The organism is Roseomonas sp. WA12, assembly GCF_054165765.1.
Genome location: NZ_CM135108.1, coordinates 4,030,921 through 4,054,217, shown reverse-complemented (window position 1 = coordinate 4,054,217; position 23,297 = coordinate 4,030,921). Strand labels below are relative to the sequence as shown.

The 23,297-nt window shown below is 72.0% G+C and carries 19 protein-coding genes; 6 read left to right on the top strand and 13 right to left on the bottom strand.

Annotation, left to right across the window (positions count from 1 at the left end):
- Positions 1-28: 28 nt before the first annotated feature.
- The 7 genes from ACVBD7_RS19160 to ACVBD7_RS19130 form a co-directional block, all read right to left on the bottom strand.
- Entirely contained in the window at positions 29-3,925 is a 3,897-nt protein-coding gene (locus ACVBD7_RS19160) for an amino acid adenylation domain-containing protein (RefSeq protein ID WP_458094839.1), read from the bottom strand.
- Positions 3,918-4,226 carry a phosphopantetheine-binding protein gene (locus ACVBD7_RS19155; RefSeq protein ID WP_458094838.1) on the bottom strand — a complete coding sequence of 103 codons (309 nt, stop codon included), beginning with the start codon at positions 4,224-4,226 and terminating at the stop codon, positions 3,918-3,920. Before ACVBD7_RS19155 ends, ACVBD7_RS19160 begins: the two co-directional genes overlap by 8 nt.
- A 10-nt stretch (positions 4,227-4,236) precedes the next feature.
- The gene (locus ACVBD7_RS19150) at positions 4,237-5,862 is read right to left on the bottom strand and encodes a (2,3-dihydroxybenzoyl)adenylate synthase (RefSeq protein ID WP_458094837.1); all 1,626 of its coding nucleotides are present in this window, start codon (positions 5,860-5,862) and stop codon (positions 4,237-4,239) included.
- A 330-nt stretch (positions 5,863-6,192) separates the two neighbouring features.
- Positions 6,193-7,389 (bottom strand): M20 aminoacylase family protein, encoded by a 1,197-nt coding sequence (locus tag ACVBD7_RS19145; RefSeq protein WP_458094836.1) that lies wholly within the window; start codon positions 7,387-7,389, stop codon positions 6,193-6,195.
- A 21-nt stretch (positions 7,390-7,410) separates the two neighbouring features.
- The gene (locus ACVBD7_RS19140; protein ID WP_458094835.1) at positions 7,411-8,628 is read right to left on the bottom strand and encodes an MFS transporter; all 1,218 of its coding nucleotides are present in this window, start codon (positions 8,626-8,628) and stop codon (positions 7,411-7,413) included.
- Between the two features lie 172 nt (positions 8,629-8,800).
- Positions 8,801-11,164 (bottom strand): PAS domain S-box protein, encoded by a 2,364-nt coding sequence (locus ACVBD7_RS19135; protein WP_458094834.1) that lies wholly within the window; start codon positions 11,162-11,164, stop codon positions 8,801-8,803.
- Between the two features lie 192 nt (positions 11,165-11,356).
- On the bottom strand, positions 11,357-12,451 hold the full coding sequence (locus ACVBD7_RS19130) for an alkene reductase (RefSeq protein ID WP_458094833.1): 1,095 nt from the start codon (positions 12,449-12,451) through the stop codon (positions 11,357-11,359).
- 173 nt (positions 12,452-12,624) lie between these two features.
- Between ACVBD7_RS19130 and ACVBD7_RS19125 the strand changes: the two genes are divergently transcribed.
- Together ACVBD7_RS19125 and ACVBD7_RS19120 are read left to right on the top strand one after the other, a co-directional pair.
- Positions 12,625-13,446, top strand: coding sequence for an alpha/beta fold hydrolase (locus ACVBD7_RS19125; RefSeq protein WP_458094832.1), 822 nt, complete (start codon positions 12,625-12,627; stop codon positions 13,444-13,446).
- 227 nt (positions 13,447-13,673) lie between these two features.
- The gene (locus ACVBD7_RS19120) at positions 13,674-15,164 is read left to right on the top strand and encodes a mannitol dehydrogenase family protein (RefSeq protein ID WP_458094831.1); all 1,491 of its coding nucleotides are present in this window, start codon (positions 13,674-13,676) and stop codon (positions 15,162-15,164) included.
- Positions 15,165-15,188: 24 nt separating this feature from the next.
- On the opposite strand, the gene ACVBD7_RS19115 is transcribed toward ACVBD7_RS19120, so the two are convergent.
- Positions 15,189-16,103 (bottom strand): DMT family transporter, encoded by a 915-nt coding sequence (locus ACVBD7_RS19115; RefSeq protein ID WP_458094830.1) that lies wholly within the window; start codon positions 16,101-16,103, stop codon positions 15,189-15,191.
- Positions 16,104-16,338: 235 nt separating this feature from the next.
- Here ACVBD7_RS19115 and ACVBD7_RS19110 point away from each other — a divergent pair, with 235 nt between their 5' ends.
- From ACVBD7_RS19110 to ACVBD7_RS19100, 3 genes are all read left to right on the top strand, one after another.
- Positions 16,339-17,313, top strand: coding sequence for a hypothetical protein (locus tag ACVBD7_RS19110; RefSeq protein WP_458094829.1), 975 nt, complete (start codon positions 16,339-16,341; stop codon positions 17,311-17,313).
- Between the two features lie 60 nt (positions 17,314-17,373).
- Positions 17,374-17,823: a DMT family transporter gene (locus ACVBD7_RS19105; protein ID WP_458094828.1), complete on the top strand. Its 450-nt coding sequence runs from the start codon at positions 17,374-17,376 to the stop codon at positions 17,821-17,823.
- A gap of 163 nt (positions 17,824-17,986) precedes the next feature.
- Positions 17,987-18,814, top strand: coding sequence for an SDR family NAD(P)-dependent oxidoreductase (locus ACVBD7_RS19100; protein WP_458094827.1), 828 nt, complete (start codon positions 17,987-17,989; stop codon positions 18,812-18,814).
- An 85-nt stretch (positions 18,815-18,899) separates the two neighbouring features.
- On the opposite strand, the gene ACVBD7_RS19095 is transcribed toward ACVBD7_RS19100, so the two are convergent.
- The 5 genes from ACVBD7_RS19095 to ACVBD7_RS19075 all read right to left on the bottom strand — a co-directional run bounded on the left by ACVBD7_RS19095 (position 18,900) and on the right by ACVBD7_RS19075 (position 22,098).
- Positions 18,900-19,100: a hypothetical protein gene (locus ACVBD7_RS19095; RefSeq protein WP_458094826.1), complete on the bottom strand. Its 201-nt coding sequence runs from the start codon at positions 19,098-19,100 to the stop codon at positions 18,900-18,902.
- 76 nt (positions 19,101-19,176) lie between these two features.
- Positions 19,177-19,524, bottom strand: a complete 348-nt coding sequence (locus ACVBD7_RS19090; RefSeq protein WP_458094825.1) for a DMT family protein — start codon at positions 19,522-19,524, stop codon at positions 19,177-19,179.
- On the bottom strand, positions 19,521-20,294 hold the full coding sequence (locus tag ACVBD7_RS19085) for a phosphatase PAP2 family protein (RefSeq protein ID WP_458094824.1): 774 nt from the start codon (positions 20,292-20,294) through the stop codon (positions 19,521-19,523). The genes ACVBD7_RS19090 and ACVBD7_RS19085 overlap by 4 nt, the downstream gene beginning before the upstream one ends.
- On the bottom strand, positions 20,291-21,565 hold the full coding sequence (locus tag ACVBD7_RS19080) for an AmpG family muropeptide MFS transporter (protein ID WP_458094823.1): 1,275 nt from the start codon (positions 21,563-21,565) through the stop codon (positions 20,291-20,293). Before ACVBD7_RS19080 ends, ACVBD7_RS19085 begins: the two co-directional genes overlap by 4 nt.
- A gap of 293 nt (positions 21,566-21,858) precedes the next feature.
- Positions 21,859-22,098, bottom strand: a complete 240-nt coding sequence (locus ACVBD7_RS19075; protein WP_458094822.1) for a DUF3072 domain-containing protein — start codon at positions 22,096-22,098, stop codon at positions 21,859-21,861.
- Between the two features lie 130 nt (positions 22,099-22,228).
- Between ACVBD7_RS19075 and cuyA the strand changes: the two genes are divergently transcribed.
- Positions 22,229-23,245: a D-cysteate sulfo-lyase gene (cuyA, locus tag ACVBD7_RS19070; protein WP_458094821.1), complete on the top strand. Its 1,017-nt coding sequence runs from the start codon at positions 22,229-22,231 to the stop codon at positions 23,243-23,245.
- Positions 23,246-23,297: the final 52 nt, after the last annotated feature.

Sequence of the window (23,297 nt, the reverse complement as noted above, 5' to 3'; positions counted from 1 at the left end):
GGCTGGCCTCCCGGAGGCAGCCCGCGCGTCACTCCCCCATCAACCGCCGCAGGGCCGGCGCGATGACCGCGGTGGCGGTGGCGCCCATCATCTCGCCGTGCAGGGCGGGGACATCCACGACATCAAGCTGCGCGGCGAAGGGCGCCCACATGCCCGGGGTGAGGGCGCGGCCGGCGTGGTCGTGGGCGGCGCGGAAGTGGGTGAGGGGGCCGTTGTAGCGGCGGTGGTGGTGGGTGCGGACGAGGCGGTTGTTGCCTTCGACGACGCGCACCACGCCGTCGAGCGCGGCCTCGGGGAGGCGGCCGAGGGGGGTGCCGCCGCGGCGGAGGAAATCCATCACGGCGGTGCGGTTCAGGGGCAAGTCGGGGTGTTGCGCGGGGTCATGGCCGGCGATGGCGAGGAGGGCGCGGTACACGGCGGCGGCGTCGGGTTCGGGTTCGGCACGCCAGGCATCGGCGGGGTAGGCGTCGAGCAGGGCGAGGGTGCCGACGGGGTGGCCGAGGTCCTGGAGGCGGACGGCCATGGCGTGGGCGATGATGCCGCCGACGGACCAGCCGGCGAGGTGGATGGGGCCGGGGTGGGCCGCTTCCAGGATGCGGTCGGCGTAGTCGGCGGCGAGGGCTTCGAGGCTGGCGGGCGGGGGGGTGTCGGCGTCGAGGGATGGGGCCTGGAGGGCGAGTGTAGTGCGGGTGGGCGTGAGCGCGCGGGCGAGGCTGCCGTAGCACCAGGCGATGCCGCCGGCGGGGTGGATGACGACGAGCGGGGGGCGCGTGTCGTCGCCGGTGCCGAGGCGGATGAGGGGGCGGAGGCCGTTGTCGCTGGGGGGGAGGGCGGCGGCGTCCAGCAGGGCGGCGAGGCGGGCGACGGTGGGGTGCTCGAACAGGGCGCCGAGGCCGGGGTCGCGGGCGAAGACCTCCTGCACGCGCAGCATCAGGTCCACGGCGAGGAGGGAGTGGCCGCCGAGGGCGAAGAAGTCGTCGTCGGCGCCGATCCCGGGGAGGTCCAGGACTTCGGCGAAGAGGGGCGCGAGGCGGCGTTCGGTTTCGGTGCTCGGTGCGCGGGTCCCGGCGGCCTGCATGTCGGGGGCGGGGAGGGCGGCGCGGTCGAGCTTGCCGCTGGTGTTCACGGGCAGGGCGTCGAGCGCGACGAGGGCCGAGGGGACCATGTAGTCCGGCAGGCGGGCGGCGAGGTGGGTGCGGAGGGCGCCGGGGTCATAGCCGGGGTTTGGGACGAGGTAGGCGACCAAGCGGCGGTCGCCGGGGCGGTCCTCGCGCGCGATGACGCGGGCCTGGCGGACCATGGGGGATGAGGTGACGGCGGCCTCGATCTCGCCGAGCTCGATGCGGTAGCCGCGGAGTTTTACCTGGGTGTCGGCGCGGCCGAGATAGAGGATGGGACCGTCCGCGCGGTAACGGGCGAGGTCGCCGGTGCGGTACATGCGCTCGCCGGGCCTGAACGGGTCCGCGATGAAGGCGCGGGCGGTGAGGTCGGGGCGGCCGAGATAGCCTTCGGCGAGCTGGATGCCGGCGATGAAGAGGTGACCGGTGACGCCTGGGGGGACGGGGCGCAGGGCGTCGTCCAGCACGTAGAGGCGGGTATTCCAGACGGGGCGGCCGATGGGGATGGGGTGGCTGCTGTCGCCGGCGGAGGCGTCCCAGAAGCTGACATCCACGGCGGCCTCGGTGGGGCCGTAGAGGTTGTGCAGCTCGGCCTGGATCGTGGCGTGGAAGCGGTCGCGGATGTCGGGGGTGAGCTCTTCGCCGGAGCAGAAGACGCGCGTCATCGCGAGGCCGCTGGCGTCGGGATGGGCGAGGAAGGCGGCGAGCATCGAGGGGACGAAATGCGCTGTCGTGATGCGCTCGTCGTGGATGAGGCGGGCGATGGCGGCGGGGTCCCGGTGTGCGCCGGGCGGGGCGAGAACGAGGGTGGCGCCTGAGATCAGGGGCAGGAAGAATTCCCAGACCGAGACATCGAAGGTGGCGGGGGTTTTCTGGAGGATCCGATCTTCCGGCGTGATGGCGTAGTGGGCGCGCATCCATTCCAGGCGGTTGACGATGGCGCGGTGGGCGATGACGGCGCCCTTGGGCTCGCCGGTCGAGCCGGAGGTGTAGATGGCGTAGGCGGCGTCCTCGGGCCCAGCTCTCGTGAAGGCGGGGCCTTTCGGGGCGGTGCCGGTATGCGGCCAGGTGGGCGGGAGGAGGGTTTCGAGTTCGCCGGGGAGCGGCGCTTGCGCGAGGGCGAGGCGGGGCTTGGCGGAGGCCAGGATGCGGGCGAGGCGGTCGGTGGGGTGGGCGGGGTCCAGCGGCAGGTAGGCGGCACCGGCGCGCATCGTGGCAAGGAGGGCGATGACGAGTTCGAGGGAGCGGTCGAGGAAGATGGCGACGAGATCGCCTCGGCCGATGCCGCGCGCGAAGAGGGTAGCGGCGAGGGCGGCGCTGCTTGTGTCGAGCTCGCGATAGGTGAGGGCCGTGTTCTCGAAGCGGAGCGCGACGGTGTCGGGGTGCGCCTGCATCGCGGCTTCGATCAGGGCTGGGAGCGTGGTGTCGGGGACGGGGTGGGCGGTGCCGTTCACCGTCTCGATGAAGTGGTGCGCTTCCTCGGGGGTGGCGGTCGTGACGTCGGCGAGGCGGCCGGTGGTGAGGGCGGCGGCGATGAAATGCGCGGCGCGGGTCGCGTGGGCGGCGGTTTCCTCGGGCGTGTAGAGGGTGGGGTTGGCCTCCACGTCGAGGCGCAGGGTGGCGGCGCCGGGATCGGTGCGGAGGTCGAAGGTGATGTCGTCCACGGGGCCGGTGCCGAGCAGGTGCAACTCGGCAGTGAGGCCGGGGAAGGCGGGGATCTCGTGGAAGGGCTGGATGTTGATGATGGCGCCGTGCAGGCGGCGGCCGGCGCCGACGCGGCCGAGGTCGCGCCGTAGCTGTTCGCCGCGGTAGCGGCCGTGGCGGCGGAGGCGGGCGAGCTGGGCGACGATCGGCTCCGCGGCCTCGTGCAGGGGCAGGGATTCGTCGAGTGTGACGCGGAGGGGGAGGACGTTCATCAGCGTCGCGGGGACGCGGGCGGCGGCGCTGCCGAAGCGGTTCATGAAGGTGACGCCGAGGACGGCTTCCGGCTCGCCCGTCAGGCGGCGGCAGTAGGCGCCGAGGAGGGCGGTGAGGAGGTCGGGCCAGGCGAGGTCGTGCGCGGCGGCGGTGCGGCGGAGAGCTTCGCCGGTGGTGGCGCCGATGGTGGCGTGGGCGCGGTGGGCGGTGCGGGCGGTGAGGGCGGTGCCAGCAGTTGCTCCCTGGGCGATGCCGGTGACTTCGGGCGCGTCGGCCATGGCGGCGCGCCAGTAGGCGGCATCGGTCTCGCGGCGGGGGGAGGCGCGGTAGGTGGCGTCCTCCTGCACCGTCGCGGCGAAGGGGGCGAGGGGCTTGCCGGGATCGGCGCCGGTGAGGCGGGCAGCGTAGAGCGCGGCGACGCGGCGGACGAGGAGTTCGGTGCCGAAGCCGTCCAGCGCGAGGTGGTGGGCGCGCTGGTACCAGAGGTGGTGGCTGGGGGAGAGGCGGTACAGGTGCTCGGCGGCGAGGGGGCCGCGGGCGGGGTCGACCGCGCGGGCCATGTCCTGCGCCATCGCGGCGCGGGCGGTGGCCAGGGGGGTGGGGTCTCCCGTGAGGTCCACCAATTCGAGCCAGGGGCGGAGGGCGGGATCGGGGCGCTGGGTGGCGCTGCCGGGGGTGTCCTGGATGCGGAGGGCGAGGGAGTCCGCCTCGGCCACCATCCCGTCCACGGCCTCGCGGAAGGCCTGCACATCGAGTGCGCCGCGGAATTCGAGGTACTGGCCGGTGTTGAAGACCGGGTTTCCGGGATCCAGGCGCTGCGCGTACCAAAGGCCGGTCTGCGCCTCGGTCAGCGGCAGCGCGGGCGGGGCCGCGGCGCCGCCGTCAGCCACGGACGGGGCCGTTCGGGTCGAGGCGGGCCATGGCGTGCTCGGCGGCGGTCCACCAGGCGTTCAGCGTCAGCGCCTCGGCGAGCTCGCCGAAATCGAGGGGAAGTCCGGCCTCGGTCCAGCGCATGACAAGGCCCATGGCGCGCAAGGAATCCAGGCCGAGATCGGCGAGGTCATCCTCGTCGCCGATCTCCTCGGGATCCATGCGCAGCAGGCGCGCGAGGTCGGCGCGCATCCCTTCGCGCGTCATCGGTGCCCGCGTCATCGTGTCCCGCATCTGGGGCGGGTTCGTCTCGTCGGTCATCCGCCTCTCCTCAGCCCGCGCCTTCTTCGGCCATGAGTTGCGCGCGCAGGCGGGCGCGCAGTTCCTTGCGGCTGATCTTGCCGGCGGCGGTGGTCTCGAAGCTGTCCACCAGCACGACCTGATCGGGCACCTTGAAGTCGGCGATGCCGCGGGTGCGCATCCAGGCCTTCAGCGCGGCGGGGCGCGGGCGTTCACCTGATGGGATGACGAAGGCGCAGCTGCGTTCGCCCAGATACTCGTCGGGCACGGAGACGACGGCGGCGTCGAAGACCTGGGGATGGGCGAGGAGGTGGTCCTCGACCTCTTCCGCGGAGATCTTCTCGCCGGCGCGGTTGATGTGGTCTCCGGCGCGGCCCTGGACGACGAGGTAGCCGCCGGGCAGGCGGCGGACGATGTCGCCGGTGCGGTAGTAGCCGTCCGCGGTGAAGGAGCGGGCGTTGGCGGCCTCGTCGTTGTGGTAGGCGCGGATGGTGTAGGGGCCGCGGGCGAGGAGGTGGCCGGGCTCGCCCTCGGGCACGGGCTCGCCGAGGTCGTCGAGAATCAGCACCTCGTCGTCGGGGGAGATGGGGCGGCCCTGGGTCTCGAGGACGGTGTCCTCGGCGTCGCTCAGGCGCGTGTAGTTCACCAGGCCTTCTGCCATGCCGAAGACCTGCTGCAGCTGCGCGGGCAGGCCGTCGCGCACGCGGCGGGCGGCCTCGGGCGTCAGCTTCGCGCCGCCGACGAGGAGAACCTTCAGGCTGGAGAGGTCGTGCTTCGTGGTTGCCGCGGCCTGGGCCCAGAGGAGGGCGAGCGGGGGAACGAGGCCGGTGATGGTGACGCGCTCGCGCTCGATCAGCGGGAAGGCGGCGTCGGGGCTCGGCGTGGGGCTGAGGACGACGCGGGCGCCGGCGTAGAGCGCGCCCATATGGCCGGGCGAGCTCATCGGGAAGTTGTGCGCGGCGGGGAGTGCGGTGAGGAAGGTGCTGTCGCGCGTGACGCCGCAGATCTCGTTGCTGGCGCGGAAGCTGTAGATGTAGTCGTCATGCGTGCGCGGGATGAGCTTCGACAGGCCCGTGGTGCCGCCGGAGATCTGCAGGAAGGCGACGCTCCCCGGGTCCGGATCGCCGGGCAGTGCGGCGCGGTCGCCGTCCAGCGACGCAAAGGGGGTGAACTCGGCGGCATCGCCGACGATCACTACATGGCGCAGGTTGGGCGAGGCCGCGCGCAGGTCGCGCGCGAGGGTGCGGTAGTCGAAGCCGTCCTGCCGTTCCGCGGCGATATAGGCGGCGGCTTCGGATTTCGCGGCGAAATGGGCGAGCTCGGTCAGGCGATGCGCCGGGAGGGCGTAGACCGGGATCATGCCGGCGCGGAACAGGCCGAAGACAGCGGAGAAGAACTCGGGGATATTGCCGAGCTGGACGACCACGCGGTCGCCCGGGCGGAGGCCGAGGGCGAGGTAGCCGGCCGCCGCAGCCTCGGCGCGGGCGTGCAGCTCCGTATAGGTCCAGCGCTGGGGGCCGCCGATGATCGCCACGGCGTCCGGGTACTCAGCGGCGCGCTGCCGGAGGAAGGCCGGGAAGGTCTCGCCGCGCCAGTGGCCGGCGGCGCGGTAGCGCGCGGCGAAGTCGGCGGGCCATTCCTGGCGAAGCGGGATCACTGGGGGCGTCCTGGGATCGTATTTGATAAGCATTCTCAATAGAACGGGTGGGCGGCCGCGGCAAGGTCGTGCGGTGCGGGTGGCCCCCGGGAGGCCAGCGTCCCGAACCCTCCGCTGGGGACCCCACCGGGGGTCCCCAGACCCCAGCGATCGGGCTGCCGCGGATGCGATGGGCAGGTGTTGCGCCGCAGGCTTGGGGGCGCGGGGGCCATGGCTGTCGCCGAGCGGCGTGGCCGCTCGCGTGCTTCCAGCGCCGCATCCCGCGGCAGCCCCGGAGAAAAAGATGAGGGAGGGTCCGGGAGGGAGAATTCCTTCTCCCTCCTGGGGGCGTCAGGTGCCGCTGTCGTCGCCCAGGGCGTGGCGGACGAGGCTGACCCAGTAGGCGGCGCCGATGGGGATGAGGGCGTCGTTGAAGTCGTAATGCGGGGTGTGGACGTGGTGGTAGCTGCCGTCCTCCGCCACGCCGTTGCCGACGAGGATAAAGGCGCCGGGGCGTTGTTGCAGCATGTAGGCGAAGTCCTCCCCGGCGGTGATCGGGGGGAAGTCGGTATCGACGGTGCCGGGGCCGGCGAGGGCGGCGGCGGCGCGGGCGGCGAGTGCGGTTTCGTCGGGGGTGTTCACCAGGGCGGGGTAGTCGTGGCGGTAGGTGACCTCGGCCGTGCAGCCATGTGCGGTGGCGAGAGATTCCGCGAGTTCGCGCAGGCGGCGGCCCATGGTTTCGCGCACCTCGGGCTTGAAGGATCGGCCGGTGCCGGTGACGAGGGTGGTGGCGGGGATGACGTTCGGCGCGCGGGCGTCGCCAGCGGCGATGTGGCCGATGCTGAGGACGCCGGTTTCGCGGGCGGGCAGGTTGCGGCCGATGACGGATTGCAGGGCGGTGATGAAGGCGGCGAGGGGCTGGGTGGGGTCGGTGGCGCGGTGGGGGACGGCGCCGTGGCCGCCGGTGCCGCGGAAGGTGACGGACCAGGTGTCGACATTGGCGAGCATGGGGCCGGGGCGGATGCCGAAGCGCCCGAGGGCCAAGCCGGGTTCGTTGTGGAGGCCGAAGACGGCGTCCACCGGGTAGCGCTGGAACAGGCCCTCCTCGACCATGCGGCGGCCGCCGCCGAGGCCTTCCTCGGCGGGCTGGAAGATAAAGTGGACCGTGCCGGCGAAGTCGGGGTTGGCGGCCAGGTGGCGGGCGGCGCCGAGGAGCATGGTGCTGTGGCCGTCATGGCCGCAGGCATGCATGACGCCGGGGTTGGTGGAGGCGTGGGGGAGGTTGGTGGCCTCGGTGATGGGTAGGGCGTCCATATCGGCGCGGAGCGCGATGGCGCGCTGGCCGGGGCGGCGGCCGTGCAGGGTGGCGACGAGGCCGGTGCCGGCGAGGCCGGTTTCGACCGTGAGGCCGAGGTCACGCAGGTGGGACGCGAAAAGGGCGGCGGTGCGGTGCTCCTCGAAGCCCATCTCGGGGTGGCGGTGGAGGTCGTGGCGAAGGGCGACGAGGCTGTCGGCGTCGGCGGCGAGCTGGGCGATCAGGTCCTGCACGGGGGCGGTGGCTCCGGGGGGTCAAGCGGGCGCGGGGGCGCGGGTGGTGCGCAGGGCGGTGAGGAGGAAGACGGCGAGGAGGAGGGCGCAGACGAGCAGGTAGGGCAGCACGGGGCCGAGCATGTAGAGCAGGCTGCCCGCGATCGGGCCGAGCATCATGCCCAGGCCCTGGGCGCTGCCGGCGGCGCCCGCGGCGCCCCCCTGTTCGGACGGGCCCACGGCATTGGCGGCCATGGCGGCGAAGCCGGGAAAGACCCAGCCCATGCCGGCGGCGGCGATGAAGTAGGCAGCGGCGAGCATCCAGGGCTGGGTGGCAAGGGCCACGGAGCCGAAGCCGAGGCCGGCGACGAGGGTGCCGATGGCCACCATGCGTTCGGGGGCGAGGGTGAGACGGCTGGCGATGCCCTGGGAGAGGACGAGGGCGACACCGACCATCGCCAGCGCGGTGGCGGCGGCCTGGGCAGCGGCCTCGGGCGCCAGGTTCAGGCGGTCGAGCGCGAAGAAGCCGATGGAGACCTGGGCGATGGAGACGCCGAACATGGCGGCGAAGGCGACCAGGAGCGGGTGGCGCAGGCGGGGGTCGAGCAGGCGGAGGGCCACCCGCGGCGGGCGTATCTGCTGTGGCGGGGCGGGGACCTTCCACAGGATGGCCAGCAGGGCGACCACCGGCAAGGCGGCGGTGGCGAGGAGGGGGGCGCTGAGGCCGAAGGGGACGAGCAGGGCGGCGAGGGCCGGGCCCATCACCAGCCCCGCGCCGCTGCCGGTGCCGAGCAGGGCCATGGCGGAGGCGCGGCGGTCCGGCGGCGTGCGGTCCGCGATGAGGGCGCCGCTGGCGGCGGGGATGGCGGCGTAGAAACCGCCGACAAGGGCGCGGCCGAGCACCAGCCCGAGGAAGGCGGCGGTGGGGGGGAACTGCCAGCGCAGCACGGCGTCGATGAAGAGGCAGAGGGCCCAGTAGGCAAGGGCAAAGCCGATGGCGCCGGCGAGGAGGACGGTGCGGCGTCCGTAGCGGTCGCTGGCCAGGCCCCAGGGGCGGGCGCCGAGCATCCACATCACGCCCGAGGCGGTGACGGCGAGGCCGGCCTGCCAGGGCTGCAGCCCGGCGACCCGGGCGATGGGGCCGATCAGCGCGACGAAGGCCATCATGGCGAGGCTGCCGGAGAAGGTGGCGACCATGAGGGAGAGCAGGACAGGGTCCCGCATCGGAGGGGCGGGGGCGGCCTGGTCTGGGGTGGGCATCGGGCCTCCTCGGCGGGTGGAGCGGCCCGGCCTGGGCTCGGGGGGGGGGGGCCGGGCCGGGGCGGGGCTCGTCCGTCGCTGGGGCAGCTATAGAGGTGGTTGCGTTTGACTCGCAACACGGAGCGAGGAGAGGTGGCCGCCTCGTCTCATGAGCGAAGGGAGCAGGGGAAGGTCAGTGGTGCGCCTGGGCGATGGGGGCGGGCATGGCTTCCGGGCGCGGGGTGGTGGCGGCGGGGCCGAGCGGGACCTCGACCTCGCAGACCAGGCCCGTGGCGTTCCAGCGGAGGAGGACGGCGCCGCCGAGCTGGCGGCGGACGGTGCCCTCGAGCACGCGGGAGCCGAAGCCGCGGCGGGTGGGGGTTTCGGCCACGGGCGGGCCGCCATTCTCGGCCCAGCGTAGGCACAGCAGGCCCGGCGGCGGGCCGGCGAGGTGCCAGGAGACGGAGACGCGGCCGGTGGGCACGGAGAGGGCACCGTATTTGAGGGCGTTGGTGGCCAACTCGTGGATGGCCATGGCGAGCGGCTGGGCCATGCCGGCGGGGAGGACGACCGGCGGGCCGTCCAGGTCCGCGCGCTGGCCGGAGAGGAAGGGGGCGAGCTCGCCGCGCAGGATGGCGTGCAGGGCGGCGCCGCTCCAGCGCTCCTCGGCCAGCAGGGTCTGGGCGCGGGCCAGCGCGCCCACGCGGCCTTCCACGGCGGCGGCATAGGCGGCGGGGTCTTCCCGTGGGGTGAGGCGGAGGGCGGTCTGCACCACGGCGAGGGCGTTCTTGGCGCGGTGGTCCACTTCCCGCGCCAGCAGGGCCTGGCGGTGCTCGGCGGCGCGGCGCTCGGTGACGTCCTGGCCGATCTTGAGGAAGCCGCGGACGGTGCCGTCGGCATGGCGGAGGGCGGTGACGCTGCCCTCGATGAAGACGCGGGTGCCGTCCTGGCGGAGGTGCCAGCGGATGTTGGGGGCGGTGCCCTCCTGACGGGCGGTCTCCAGCTCCTCGGCGGGGATGCCGCGCGCGCGGTCCTCGGCGGTGTAGAGCAGGGCGGCAGACTGGCCGAGGGCCTCCCCCGAGGTCCAGCCGAAGACGGCGGCGGCGCCGGGGAGCCAGGTGTCGATGCAGTAGTCGGGGTCGGTGGTGAAGATGGCGTAGTCGTGCACGTTCTCGACGATGAGGCGGAGGCGTTCCTCGCTCTCGCGCAGGCGGTGCTCGGCCCGGGCGCGCTCGACGGCGGCCCAGAGGCGGTCGCAGGTCTCATCGACCAGGGCGAGCTCGGCGGGCTGCCATTCGCGCGGGGCGGGTTCGTGGATGAAGAGCATGGTGGCGAGGCGGCCGTTGCGGATGCGCGGCACGTCGAGGATGGCCTGCACGCCGATGGCGGCGAAGGAGGCGGCGGTCCCGGGCTCGCTGGTGCGGGGGTCCAGGGTGATGTCGGGGATGGCGACGGTTTCGCCGCGGTGCAGGGCGGCGGCGAAGTTGGGGCCGAAATCGTCCAGCAGCCAGAGGCCGGCGACCGAGGGGATGCGGCCGTCCGTCCAGTCCCGGTGGACGGCGACATGGGTGCCGGCCTCGTTCAGCTCGCCGAAGCCGACCTGGGCGACGGACAGGTGCTCGCCGAGAAGGCGGCAGGCCTCGGCCTGGATCTCCGCCGCGTCCGCCAGGGGGGCGAGGGTGTCGCCGAGGCGAAGGAGGAAGCCCTGGCGCGTCTCCATCGCGCGCAGGCGGGCCTCGGCGTCCTTGCGGGCGGTGATGTCGCTGAAGAGGACGGCAACATGGTGCGCGCCGGGCTCGCCGATGCGGAAGGCGTTGACGTCGAACCAGCGGCCCATGGCCTGGGTGTGGTTGGCGAAGCGGATGGGCTTGCCGGTGAGAGCGACCCGGCCATAGGTCTCGATCCAGAAGGATTCCAGGTCCGGCACCAGGTCGCGAGCCCTGCGGCCGAGGACGTCCCGGAGGCCGGTCTGGCGCTCGAACACCTCGTTCGTCTCGAGGAAGGCGTAGTCGGCGGGCCGGCCGTGCTCGTCGAGCAGCATTTCGATGACGCAGAAGCCCTGGTCCATGGAGTCGAACAGGGCGCGGTAGCGAGCCTCGCTCCGGCGGCGTTCGAGAACGACCCTGGTGGTTTCGCGGCAGACGACGATGACCCCGCCGACGCCGGTGGCGGCTTCGTCATCCGCGACGGGGCTGATGCTGTAGGTCCACCAGGTGTCGCGGCGCTGGCCCTGGCGGGTGATGGGGAGGAGCTGGTCCACATGCCGGGTGGCGCCCTGGCCGGCCATGACCGCTTCGATCTGCGGGCCGATGATGTGCCAGAGATCGGCCCAGCCCTGCTGGCCGGGAATTCCAAGGACGGCGGGATGCGTTTCCGGATCGAGGGTCTCGCGGTGGGCATCGTTGTAGAGCTGGATGAGCTCCGGACCCCACCAGAGGACCATTGGGTGGCGGATGCCGAGCATGAGACCGGCGGCGGCGCGCAGGCTTTGCGGCCAGGCCTCGATGGGGCCGAGAGGGGTTGAGGCCCAGTCATGCGCACGGATGAGAGCGCCCATCTCTCCCCCGCCCGTGGGCCAGTCGGACGTGGTATGGGTGCGTGTTTGCATCGATAGGCCGAAGTTAGTGCAAACTCGCGGAATGCAAAGCCACGGTGGCGCGAGCGGGAGTCCGGCCCCCTGCGAGGGAGGCCGGGCGCATCACCGTTGGCGCGACTTGCGGCCTTGGCCGCAAGCGCAGCGGATGGCGGCTCAGGCCGCCAGCGCAGGGTAATCCGTGTAGCCGTGGTCGTCGCCGCCGTAGAAGGTGGTGCGGTCGGGCTCGGCCAGCGGGGCGCCGGACGTCATGCGCTCGACCAGGTCGGGGTTGGCGATATACGGGCGGCCGAAGGCGACGAGGTCGGCGCGGCCTTCGCGGAGCGCGGCGTCGGCCATGGCGAAGTCGTAGCCGTTATTGGCCATGTAGGCGCCGCGGAAGAGGCGGCGGAGCTCCATGAAGTCGTAATCGGGCACGATGTCGCGCGCGCCGCCCGTCGCGCCCTCGATCATGTGGAGATAGGCGAGGCCGTAGCGGTTCAGGCCTTCCACCGCGTGGCGGAAGAGGGGGGCGGGATTGCTGTCGCTGGCGTCGTTGGCGGGGGTGACGGGGGAGAGGCGGAGGCCGGTGCGGTCGGCGCCGATGGCCTGGGTGACGGCATCCAGCACCTCGAAGAGGAAGCGGGTGCGGTTCTCGATGCTGCCGCCGTAGTTGTCCGTGCGCTTGTTCGTGCCGTCGCGGAGGAACTGGTCGATCAGGTAGCCGTTCGCGCCGTGGATCTCGACACCGTCGAAGCCGGCCTGGCGGGCAGTGGTGGCGGCATGGGCAAAGTCGGCGACGATCCCGCGGATCTCATCCACCTCGAGCGCGCGGGGCTCGCCATGGGGCTGGAAGCCGGTCTCGGTGAAGGCCTGGCCCTTGGGCGTAACGGCGGAGGGGGCCACGGGCTGGCCGTTGTTTGGCTGCAGGCTGGGGTGGGAGATGCGGCCGACATGCCAGAGCTGGGTGACGATCTTGCCGCCCTTCTCGTGCACCGCATCGGTCACGCTGCGCCAGGCCTTGGCCTGTTCCTCGGTGAAGACGCCGGGGGTGAAGGCGTAACCCTTGGCGGTCCAGCTGATCTGGGTGGCCTCGGTGATGAGAAGGCCGGCAGAGGCGCGCTGGGCGTAGTAGGTGGCGGCGGACGGGCGCGGGACATCGCCCTTGAGCGCGCGGCTGCGCGTGAGGGGCGCCATGGCGACGCGGTTGGCGAGGTCGAGGGCGCCGATCTTCACGGGCTGGAAAAGCGGGCTGGCGCTGTTGTCGGGCAAGGGGGTCGTCCTCTGTCGGCGGACCGAGCTCAGGCCCGGTGGTCGGGGCGATAATTGGGGGCGGGGGCGGCGCTTCCGCCGTTGCAATGCAACATGGCAGCCATGTAGTGCGCGGCAACCCGCGCCCTGGAACGACCGTTCTGCCCGGGATTTCAGCGCAGGAGAGACGATCGGTGCCCTTCATCAAGACCCGCGACGACGTGGCCATCCACTACACCGACTGGGGTGCCGGCAAGCCGGTGGTGCTGATCCATGGCTGGCCGCTGAGCGGGGCGATGTGGGAGTACCAGGCGCTGTTCCTGGCCGAGCACGGCTATCGCGTCATCGCCTATGACCGACGGGGCTTCGGGGAGAGCGGCAAGCCCTTCACGGGGTATGACTACGACACGCTGGCAAACGACCTGTCGGACCTGATGGAAGGGCTGGACCTGCAGGGGGCGGCGCTGGTCGGCTTCTCGATGGGCGGCGGCGAGGTGGCGCGGTATCTGGCGCGGCATGGGGCTTCGCGTGTCTCCAAGGCGGTGCTGGTGAGCGCGGTGACGCCCTTCCTGGTGAAGACGCCGGACCACGAGGACGGCGTGCCGCGCGCGACCTTCGACGACATGGTGAAGGGGCTGCGCGACGACCGGCCGAACTTCCTGGCGACCTTCGGCAAGCAGTTCTTCGGCGCGGGGATGCTGAACTTCACCGTGACGGCCGAGATCATGCAGTGGGCGCAGATGCTGGCGCTGCAGGCCTCGCCCAAGGCGACGATCGACTGCGTGCGGGCCTTTTCGGAGACGGACTTCCGCGCGGATATGCGCGCCTTCACGGTGCCGACGCTGGTGATCCACGGGGATGCCGATGCCACCGTGCCGACCGATGTGAGCGGGCGGGCGGCGGCGCGGATGATCACCGGGTCGAAGCTGATCGAGTATGGCGGGGCGGCGCACGGGCTGTTCTTCACGGAGAAGGATCGGCTGAACGCGGATCTGGTCGCGTTCCTGGGGGCGTAGGGCTTCGTGGCCTCCGGGAGGGAGAAGGAATTCTCCCTCCCGGACCCTCCCTCATCTTTTTCTGATCCTTGGCGCTTGTGGCCGATGTCGTGCGCCGAGGGTCGTGGACCCTCGGCGAGACCCCTGATCCGCATCTCGCAGCAGCCTGTTAGAAGAAGATGAGGGGGTTTTCAAAGGGGGGAGAATTCCTTCTCCCTCCTTTGGGGCGGCCTGCGCGGAGAGCGTCGATGGAAGCGGTGGTGTTGAACCGGGCCAATCTCGGGCGGATTGCCGCGCCGGTGCGGGTGCCCGGGTACGACGTGGCGTCGGTGCGGGCGGGGATCCTGCATCTCGGGCTGGGGGCATTTTACCGCGCGCATATGGCGCGTTACGCGCACGCGCTGATGGAACGGGAATCATCGGCGCTGGAGTGGGGGATTCTCGGCGCGGGGCTGCTGCCCGGGGATGCGCGCGTGGAACAGGCGTTGGGGCCGCAGGATGGGCTCTACACGCTGGTAGAGCGGGATGGGGTGACGGAGGCGGTGTCTGTCATCGGGTCGCTGGCGGGGGTGGTTTACGCGGGGGACTCCACGGCGGGGTTGCTGGGGCGGATGGACGATCCGGCGATGCGGATCGTCAGCCTGACGGTGAGCGAGAACGGGTACCTCCTGAACCCGGCGACGCGGCGGCTGGATGCGGGGCATCCGGCGGTGGTGGCGGATCTGGCGGAGCCGGCGCGGCCGCGGAGCGCGATCGGGGTCATCGTGGAGGCGTATCGGCGGCGGATGTTGGCGGGGGCGGGCGCCTTCACGGCGATGAGTTGCGACAACATCCAGAACAACGGCGACGTGCTGCGCGGGGCGGTGCTGGATTTCGCGCGGATGCGGGATGCCGGTGAAGGAAATCTGGGCCTGGCGGAATGGATCGCCGAGCGCGGGGCGTTTCCGAACACGATGGTGGACCGGATCACGCCGGCGACGCGGGCGGATCATGTGGCGCATCTGGAGAGCGCCTATGGCGTGCGGGATGCGTGGCCGGTATTTTCCGAGAGCTTCACGCAGTGGGTGGTCGAGGATCGGTTTGCTGCGGGGCGGCCGGACTGGGCTTCGGTGGGGGCGCAGTTCGTGGGGGATGTGGCGCCTTACGAGATGATGAAGCTGCGGCTGCTGAACGGGAGCCATCTGGCCATCGCGGCGCTGGGGCGGCTGATGGGGCATCGCTTCGTGCATGAGGTGATGGGGGATGCGCGGATGCGGGCCTTCATGGCCGCGCTGATGGAGCGTGAGACGGGACCGACGCTGGCGCCGGTGCCGGGGGTGGATCTGTCGGCGTACAAGCGCGCGCTGATCGAGCGGTTCGCCAATCCGGCGATCGAGGACACGGTGGAGCGGATCAACACCGATGCGCCGATCAACCTGCTGGTGATGCCGATCGAGGCGAGCCTGGCACGGGGCGGGCCGGTGGAGCTGCTGGCGCTGGGGCTGGCGGCGTGGATGCGGCGGATGCGCGGGGTGGACGAGGCGGGGGCGGCGATCGGGATCCGGTATCCGCAGGCGGAGCGGCTGATGCGGCTGGCGGCGGAGGGCGGGGCCGATCCGGGGCCGCTGCTGTCGGTGGAGGAGATGTTCGGCGGGTTGCGGCATGACGAGCGGCTGGTGGGGCCGCTGCGGCGGTGGCTGGCGTCGCTGTACGAGGTGGGGGCTTCGGCGACGCTGGATCGGGCGCTGGCAGCGGGGTGAGGTGCCGGCTGCGGGGGCCGGGGCCTACTCGCGGCGCTGCCGGGATTTCAGCGTCTGGGCGAGCACGCCGCCGCCGATGACGAGCAGGGCACCGAAGAGGCTGGCCGGCACGGGCATGACGTGGAGGAGGATGGCATCCAGCGCCATGGCCCAGAGCAGCCCGGAGAATTGCCAGGGCGCCAGGCGCGATGCCTCGCCCCGGTGCAGGGCGGCGGCGATGCAGGCCAGCGCGGCGGTCTGGACGACGGTCACCGCCACGACCAGTCCGGCGGCGAGGAGCGTGACAGGGTGCCAGTCGGCGGCGACGGGCACGGCCAGCAGGACGACCCCGACAAGCGCGACCTGCATGATGGTGTCCTGTGTGGTGGCGACGTCCCGCAGGCGCCGGATCACGATCTGGTAGCCGGCATAGGTGAGCGCGCCCGCGAAGGCCGCTGCGATGCCGAGAGGGCTCGCCTCCCCGCCCGGCCTCACGATCAGCAGCATGCCAGCGAAGCCGACCAGCGTTCCGAGCCAGCGGCCGAGCGAGACCTTTTCGCGCAGGAAGAGGCCGCCGAGCAGGGCGAGCAGGAGCGGGGCGGTGAAGCCGAGAGCCGAGGCGGCGGTGACGGAGAGGAGCGTATAGGCGAGCACCGCGAGGGCGTTGGAGGCCACGAGCGCGGCGGCGGCCGCTCTCTGCTCCCAGGCCCGTTCGGGCCGGAACAGGCGGTGCCAGGTCAGGCGGGTGCCGGGCCAGGCGGTGGCGGCCAAGGTGGCGACAAGGATCGCGGCGCAGCGGAGGAAGGTGACCTGCAAGGGGGTCAGGCCGTGATCCGTAACCAGGGTCTTGGAGAGCGCGTAGCCCAGGACATAGAGGAGGCCGGAGAGGATGGTGAGGGCAATGGCGGCCGATGCCGTCGAGCCCGGCGCGGCGTCCGCTTCGTTCTTCCGCAGTTCCACGCGCCCACTCCGCCAATCCGGGATCGGCTCGGTGCTGCGCCGTCACGCCGCACCATAGCCGGGGACGCGGCCCAAGGGGATGGCGGGCGATGGGCCGGACGCCGGTTCCCGAGCTGGGGGCTGATGCTGCGGACTGCTGCCGGGGGCTGCCGGATGATATTGCGGGGGCGAGGGCGGCGGGGCATGGCCGTTGGGCCACCCTTGGCGATCGGGCCGACGCGACAAAGAATGGGGCATGACGATGGAACGACGTGCCCGCGGCTGGACCCTGCATCGCGGGGGGGGCCGGGCCACCCAGGCCGAGGTGCTGCGCAAGCTGACCCGCGCGATCATGTCCACCTGCCTGTGGGATCCGCAGGAGGAGGGGACGTCCTGGTCGCTGGGGGACATGCGGTTCCTGACCGTCTCGGCGATGATGCCGGATGTGGGGGAGGCGGCCTATGCGCAGGTGTTCTCCGCCCCCTACGCGAGCAGCGCGGTGGAGGTGGCTTCCGGCCGATTCGCGCCGCGCGGCGTATTCGCGAAGCTGCCGGTTTCGGCGCGCAAGCGGGCGAGCGTGCTGAAGCAGCTCGGGCTGACGCTGGCGCCGCATGGGCGGGAGGACTGGTCGCGCGACCTGCCGCCGCTGGACGAGGCGGGATGCGCCTCGCTGGCGCGGATGGCGCTGGACGCGATCACCGGGGGGTTTGGCTGGGATCCTTCCGTGTCGCTGCAGGCTTCCGTGATCCATGAGACGGCGCTCGGCGATGCGGAGGCCTTCCTGGAGGGGCTGCGGCCGATCCATGTGGAGGGGCTGCTGCGCGAGGCCGGGCTGGAGATCGTGGAGGGGGAGCCGGAGGATGACGAGGAGGCGCCGGCCTTCCTCGTGCAGCACGGCGCGCCGCTGCCCTTCCAGGTGGAGCTGACCGATCCGGTGGAGGAGGAGGATCCTCCGGCGCTGGCCTGGCATTACGGGACGATCGTGTTCTCGCTCGCCATCAATGTGGAGGAGGGGGATGCGCTGGCCCTGGCGCTCGCCCTGCACGGGCTGACGCGCTGGGCGCGGGTGGAGCTGCCCGAGGAGAAGCGGGTGGTCGTCTCGCGCCTGGACAGCGTGGAGGGGGTTACTCCCGAGGGGCTGCGGGCAATGCTGGATCGCTGGCTGGAGGAGCTGACGGCGGTGCGGAGCCGGCTGGAGCGCGGGCCGGAGGGGATCGGCGAGGAGGATTAGGCCGGGACGCCGTGGCCGGAGGTTCCGCGTTAAGGCCCAGGACGGACCAGGAGACGGGCCTTGGCCTATTTGCTCGCAGCGATCGCCGGCATCCTCAACACGCTGCAATCCGGGGCGAACGCGACGCTGCACGAGCGGCTGGGCGCGGGGCCGGTGGTGCCGGCGCTGGTGGTCTATGCCGCCGGGGCGCTGGGGGTGCTGGCGGCTTGGCCGTTCCTCGGCGGGTTCGGGAGTGGGTCGGGCGCCGCGTTGCGGCAGGCCGGCGAGGTGCCCTGGTGGGGGTGGGTCGGCGGGCTGATGGGGGCCTTCTACGTCGTGGTCACCCTGACCCAGGCGAAGGCGATGGGGGCAGGGCCCTTTACCGCGGTGACGCTGACGGCGGCGGTGGTGGCGAGCCTGGCGATGGATCATTTCGGGCTGCTGGGCTTCGAGGTTCACCCGGCCTCGGCCATGCGGCTGCTGGGCGGGGCGCTGATGGTGGTGGGGGTGGTGCTGGTCGCGCGGTTCTAGGGGCGCTGGCCGCATCCCGCCGCCGGGCCTGATCGGATGCGGCTTTCCGGCGTGCCCTCCCTCACCAGCGGCTGGCCCGCTTCGGCCCGGCGCGGGCAGGGCCCCGCACAACGGAGGCGCAGCCTGCGCGTTGCCGGACGGGACAGGCGATGGAGCTGTGTGCGTGGACGCGATCGCGGTGGGAAACGTGGCGGTGGTGACAGGCGCCGCGGGCGGCATCGGCCTTGCAATCGCCGAGCGACTGGCCGGGGCCGGGATGCGGGTCGTCCTCGCCGATAGCAGCGCGTCGGTCATGCAGGCGGCGCAGTCGCTCGGCGATAGAGCGGCGGGCTTCGTGGTGGACGTTGCCGATCGCGCGGCGGTGGAGCGCTTCGCCTGTGAGGTGGCGGACCGCTTCGGGCCGGTGTCGTTCCTGATGAACAACGCCGCGATCCATGGCGGCGCCGATGCGCTGACGGGCGCCGGGATCTGGGACCGTACCCTTGCCGTCAACCTCATGGGCGTGCTGCACGGGGTGCAGGCCTTCGTGCCGGCGATGGTCGCGCATGGCCGTCCGGCCGTGGTGGTCAACACCGGGTCCAAGCAGGGCATCACACAGCCGCCCGGCAACACCGCCTACAATGTCAGCAAGTCCGGCGTGAAGGCGCTGACCGAGGGCCTTGCGCACACGCTGCGCGAGGAGACGGGCGGGCGGGTGACGGCGCATCTGCTGATCCCCGGCTCCACCTTCACCGGCATGACCGGCGCCAAGGGGCGCCCGGCGGGGTCTTGGCTGCCAGGGCAGGTGGCCGACTTCCTGCTCGCCGGGCTTGGCGACGGCGACTTCTACGTGCTGTGCCCGGATGACGAGACGACGCGCCCGATGGATGAGAAGCGCATGGCCTGGGCGATGGGCGACGTGATCCACAACCGCCCGGCACTCTCGCGCTGGCATCCGGCCTTCCGGGACCGGTTCGCCGCCTTCCTTTCCGGCGAGGGGCCGAACGACTGAGGGCGAGGTTCGCAGGGGCAGACGGCCGGGGCGGCACCGGCTCCGGAATCGGGTTGCCTGCAGTGCCTTTTGGCAGCGGGCTGTTCTAGGCGCCGCTCCGTGGCGGGGTTCCCTCCGGCGCCGGGCCGGGAAGGGCGGCCAAGAGGTCGAGGGAGCGGTCGAGGGACTGGCAAGAGCGTGCCAGGAGGCGGCTGACCAGGGCCGTGGTCTCGGCCGCGCGCGTCACCGCTTCCTGAGCCACCAGCTGGCGTCGCGCCATGCCGGTGGTGGTCCAGTTCCCTTCCATTTCCGTCCTCTCAGCCTGTCGCGGGAGGAGTTCGTGGCGATCCGCCGGACGGCAATGGGGGATGGGGTGTTCGCGTTCAGTCCACCCGAATGAAGATGAAGCCGACGGCGGCGATGAGGCAGGCCATGGCGGCCAGGTAGTTCCAGCGCAGGGGTTCCCCCAGCACCGCCACCGAGAAGCCGGCAAAGACGGCCAGTGTGATCACCTCCTGCATCACCTTCAGCTGCTGGCCGGTGAAGGTGCCGTAGCCGATGCGGTTGGCGGGGACGGCCATGCAGTACTCGAAGAAGGCGATGCCCCAGGAGGCGAGGATGGCCAGCCAGAGCGGCCAGGATGGGCGCTTGAGGTGGCCGTACCAGGCGAAGGTCATCAGCACGTTCGAGCCGATGAGGAGCAGGGGCGTCCAGATCGCGGCGGGGGTCATTCGGGCCTGGGTGGTTCCGGGGGCTCGGCGGGGGTTTCGACCCGGCCGCGGCGTTGCAGGGTGACGGCGGCGAGCCAGCAGAGCAGGGCCCAGGCGGCCCCGAGGCACCAGCCCGCCAGCACGTCGGTCGGCCAGTGGACGCCGAGATAGACGCGGCTGGCGCCGACGAGAACCGTGGTGAGCACGGCGACGAGGATGACGTAGCTGCGGGTGCGCCAGCGGGCCTGCACCTGGGCGATAAGGGCGCCGAGGGTGAGGTAGGTGGCGGCCGAGAGCATGGCGTGGCCGCTGGGGAAGCTGGCCGTGTAGACCTCGACCGCATGGGGCACGAGGTCCGGCCGGGGGCGCTCGAACAGGATCTTCAGGCCCGCGCTGATGAGCATCGCGCCGGCGATGGAGCCGAGGACGAGGAAGGCGGCGCCGCGCTTGCGGTTGAGGGCGAGAAGGATCGTCACCCCGAGGGTGAGGCCGATGAGGATGGTGTGGCTGCCCAGGCCGGTGACGTCGCGCGCCGCTTCCTCGAACCAGGCGGGGCCGATCGGGTCGGCGGGGTTCGCGGGATCCCGCAGGGCGAGGAGGACCGCGCGGTCGAAGGCCAGGGTCTCGCCTTCCAGCACCTCGCCGGCGAGGCCCACGAAGGCGAGGACGCCGGTGATCGCGAGCAGCAGGGCAGCGAGGCGGGTGAAGGCGGCGGCGCCGATGCGCTGGGGCGCGCGGGCGAGGGCGGAGAGGGCGGCGGCGAGCCGGCCGGGGGGCTCGGGGGCCGTCACAGGACGGGTTCCGCCAGCTTGTTCGGCCCGGGCGCGGGTTCTGCGGGGGGCAGGCGCCAGAGGAGGAAGAGCATGATGGCCATGGCGGGCAGGGCGGCCGCCGTGGTCATCAGGAAGAAGGCGGGCCAGCCGAGGGCTTCCGCCATGGCACCCGACGAGGCGCCAAGGGTTCGCAGCGGGACGGCGGCGAGGGAGGACAGCAGCGCGTACTGCGTGGCGGTGAAGGCGCGGCTGGTGAGGCCGGAGAGGTAGGTGACGAATGCGGCGTCGGCCAGGCCATCCGTGAAGTTCTCGATGCCGACCTGGGCCCAGAGCATGGGCATGTCGTGGCCCGCATGGGCGAGCGCCACATACATCAGGTTGGAGAGCATCTGGCCGAGGCCGGTGAGGACGAGGGCCTTCGCGGTGCCGAGGCGGGCGACAACCCAGCCACCGGCCAGCGCGCCGCCCAGGGTGGCGAAGAGGCCGAAGACGGTGCCGACGGCGGCCACCTCCTCCCGGGTAAAGCCGAGGGATCGGTAGAAGGGGGTGGTCATCACCCCTGCCAGGGCTTCGCCCAGCTTGAAGAGGGCGATGAAGAGCAGGATGGCCAGCCAGAGGCGGCGGCGGGTGAAGTCGGCGAAGGGCTGGACGACGGAGGTGCGGAGGCGCTCGCCCCAGGGCAACGGCCGGGCGGCGGGGGTTGGGGCCTCGCGAGAGGCGAGGGTGGCGATGACGCCGACGAGCATGAGGGCCGCCGCATAGGCGTAGGCGCCGCCCCAGCCCAGGGCGCCCACCAGCCAGAGCGTGCCGCCGCCGCTGGCGAGCAGGGCCAGGCGGTAGCCCCAGACATAGCAGGCGAGACCGTAGCCCTGTTCCGTCTCCTCGAGGATCTCGATGCGGTGGGCGTCGACCACGATGTCCTGGCTGGCGGAGAGGAAGGCGACCAGGGCCGCGAGCGCCGCGGTGCCGAGGGGGCCGGTGCTGGGGTTGCTGTAGCCGGTGGCGAGGATGGCCAGGATCAGCAGGGGCTGGATGAGGAGGAGCCAGCCGCGTCTCCGGCCCATTCGCGAGAGGAAGGGGGGAGCCACGGTGTCCAGCGCGGGGGACCAGAGGAACTTCAGGGAATAGGCGAGGCCGATGAGGGCGGTGAGGCCGATATCGGTCAGCGACAGGCCGGACTCGGTAAACCACTGGCGGAGGACCTGGCCCGCAACCAGGGGCAGGGGCACGCCGGCGGAGAAGCCGAGGGCGAGGAGAATGAGAAAGCGGCGGTCTCGAAGTGCGGGCATCGCTTGGCAGCGTGCCATGGGTGGGGGTGGCGCGGGAGACCCCTGGAGAAGGCTCTGCCTCTCCAGGCCCATCATCAGGGAACCGAGTTCCCCTGAGCCCTCATCTGTTTAAAGGCGGTGCGCCTGAGGTCCGCGACCCTATGCGATCGGCACGGTGGAGATGTGGCCGGGGTTTACGGCCTGTGGCAGCGAGTTCGGGCGTCGTTCCCCCGGAAACCGATCGCAGGGTCCGGGGAGGCCGTTGGCTCCCGGGCGATGGGGGAGAGGAAGCGGCGCTCTCCCCCGAGCCGCCCTTATGTCCCGCGGCCGGTCTTTTCCTGCAGTTCGTCGATGCGCTTGGAGGCATCGGCCTTGTTCAGCTTGTCGTCGAACTCCTCATGCGCCTCTTCGGAGAGGGTCTTGAGGTAGGAGGCCTGGGCGCCGGTCATGGGCTGGTCGCCCGTGGTCCAGTCACTCGGGTCCTTGATGGTGTTGGAGCCGGGGTTGGGGTCGGTCTTGGGGTTGTGGTCGTCGTGCTCGGGCTGCTTGGCCATGGTGAGTCCCCTCTCGTGTGTGTTCTCTAAACGTTCGGGGGCGGCGCGGGTTGCCGGCGTGGGACGATTGGCGTGGGGGGCCGGGCGGCCTAGCGTCCTGGCCCTGCGACGCCTTCGGGAGGAAAAACCTGTGAATCTCGCCCGCTTTCCCCGTGTCCGCCTGGGCCATCTGCCGACGCCGCTGGAGCCGATGGAGAACCTGTCCCGCCACCTCGGCGGGCCGAAGCTGTGGATTAAGCGGGATGATGCGACGGGGCTTTCCACCGGCGGCAACAAGACGCGGAAGCTGGAATACCTGATGGCCGATGCCCTGGCGCAGGGCGCGGATGTGGTGATCACCCAGGGGGCCACGCAGTCGAACCATGCCCGGCAAACGGCGGCGGCGGCGGCGAAGCTGGGGCTGGCCTGCCACATCCTGCTCGAGGACCGGACGGGATACACGGACCCGGCCTATACGCGGTCTGGCAACGTGCTGATGGACAAACTGCATGGCGCCACCGTGTCCCGCCGGCCGGGTGGGGCGGACATGCAGGCGGAGATGGAGACGCTGGCGGCGGAGCTGCGGGCCTCGGGCAAGCGGCCCTATGTGATCCCGGGCGGCGGGTCCAACCCGGTGGGGGCGCTGGGCTATGTGGGGGCGGCGCTGGAGCTGGTGGCGCAGGCTTCCGAGCTCGGGCTGCGGATCGACCATGTGGTGCACGCCACGGGCAGCGCGGGCACGCAGGCGGGGCTTGTCGCCGGGCTGGTGGGGCTGAACAGCGGGATCCCCGTGCTCGGCATTGGGGTGCGGGCGCCGCGGGAGAAGCAGGAGGCGAATGTGCTAGCGCTGGCCCAGCGCACAGCCGCGCATCTGGGGCTGCCCGAGGGCACGGTGCGGGCGGAGCATGTGGTGGCGAATTGCGACTATGTCGGCCAGGGCTACGGCATCCCGACCGAGGGCATGGTGCGGGCCGTGAGGTTGCTGGCAGAGAAGGAGGGCATCCTTCTCGACCCCGTCTATTCCGGGAAGGGCATGGCGGGGCTGATCGACCTGATCGCGCAGGGGCGGTTCGGGGCGGAGGAGAACGTGGTGTTCATCCATACCGGCGGGCAGGTGGGGCTGTTCGGGTATCCGGAGGTGTTCGACCTGCCGGCGGAGGTGGGCTGAGGGCGGCGGTAGCGCGGCGCTTCTCCTCGGGGCGGGCTCTTGCGAAGCGGTT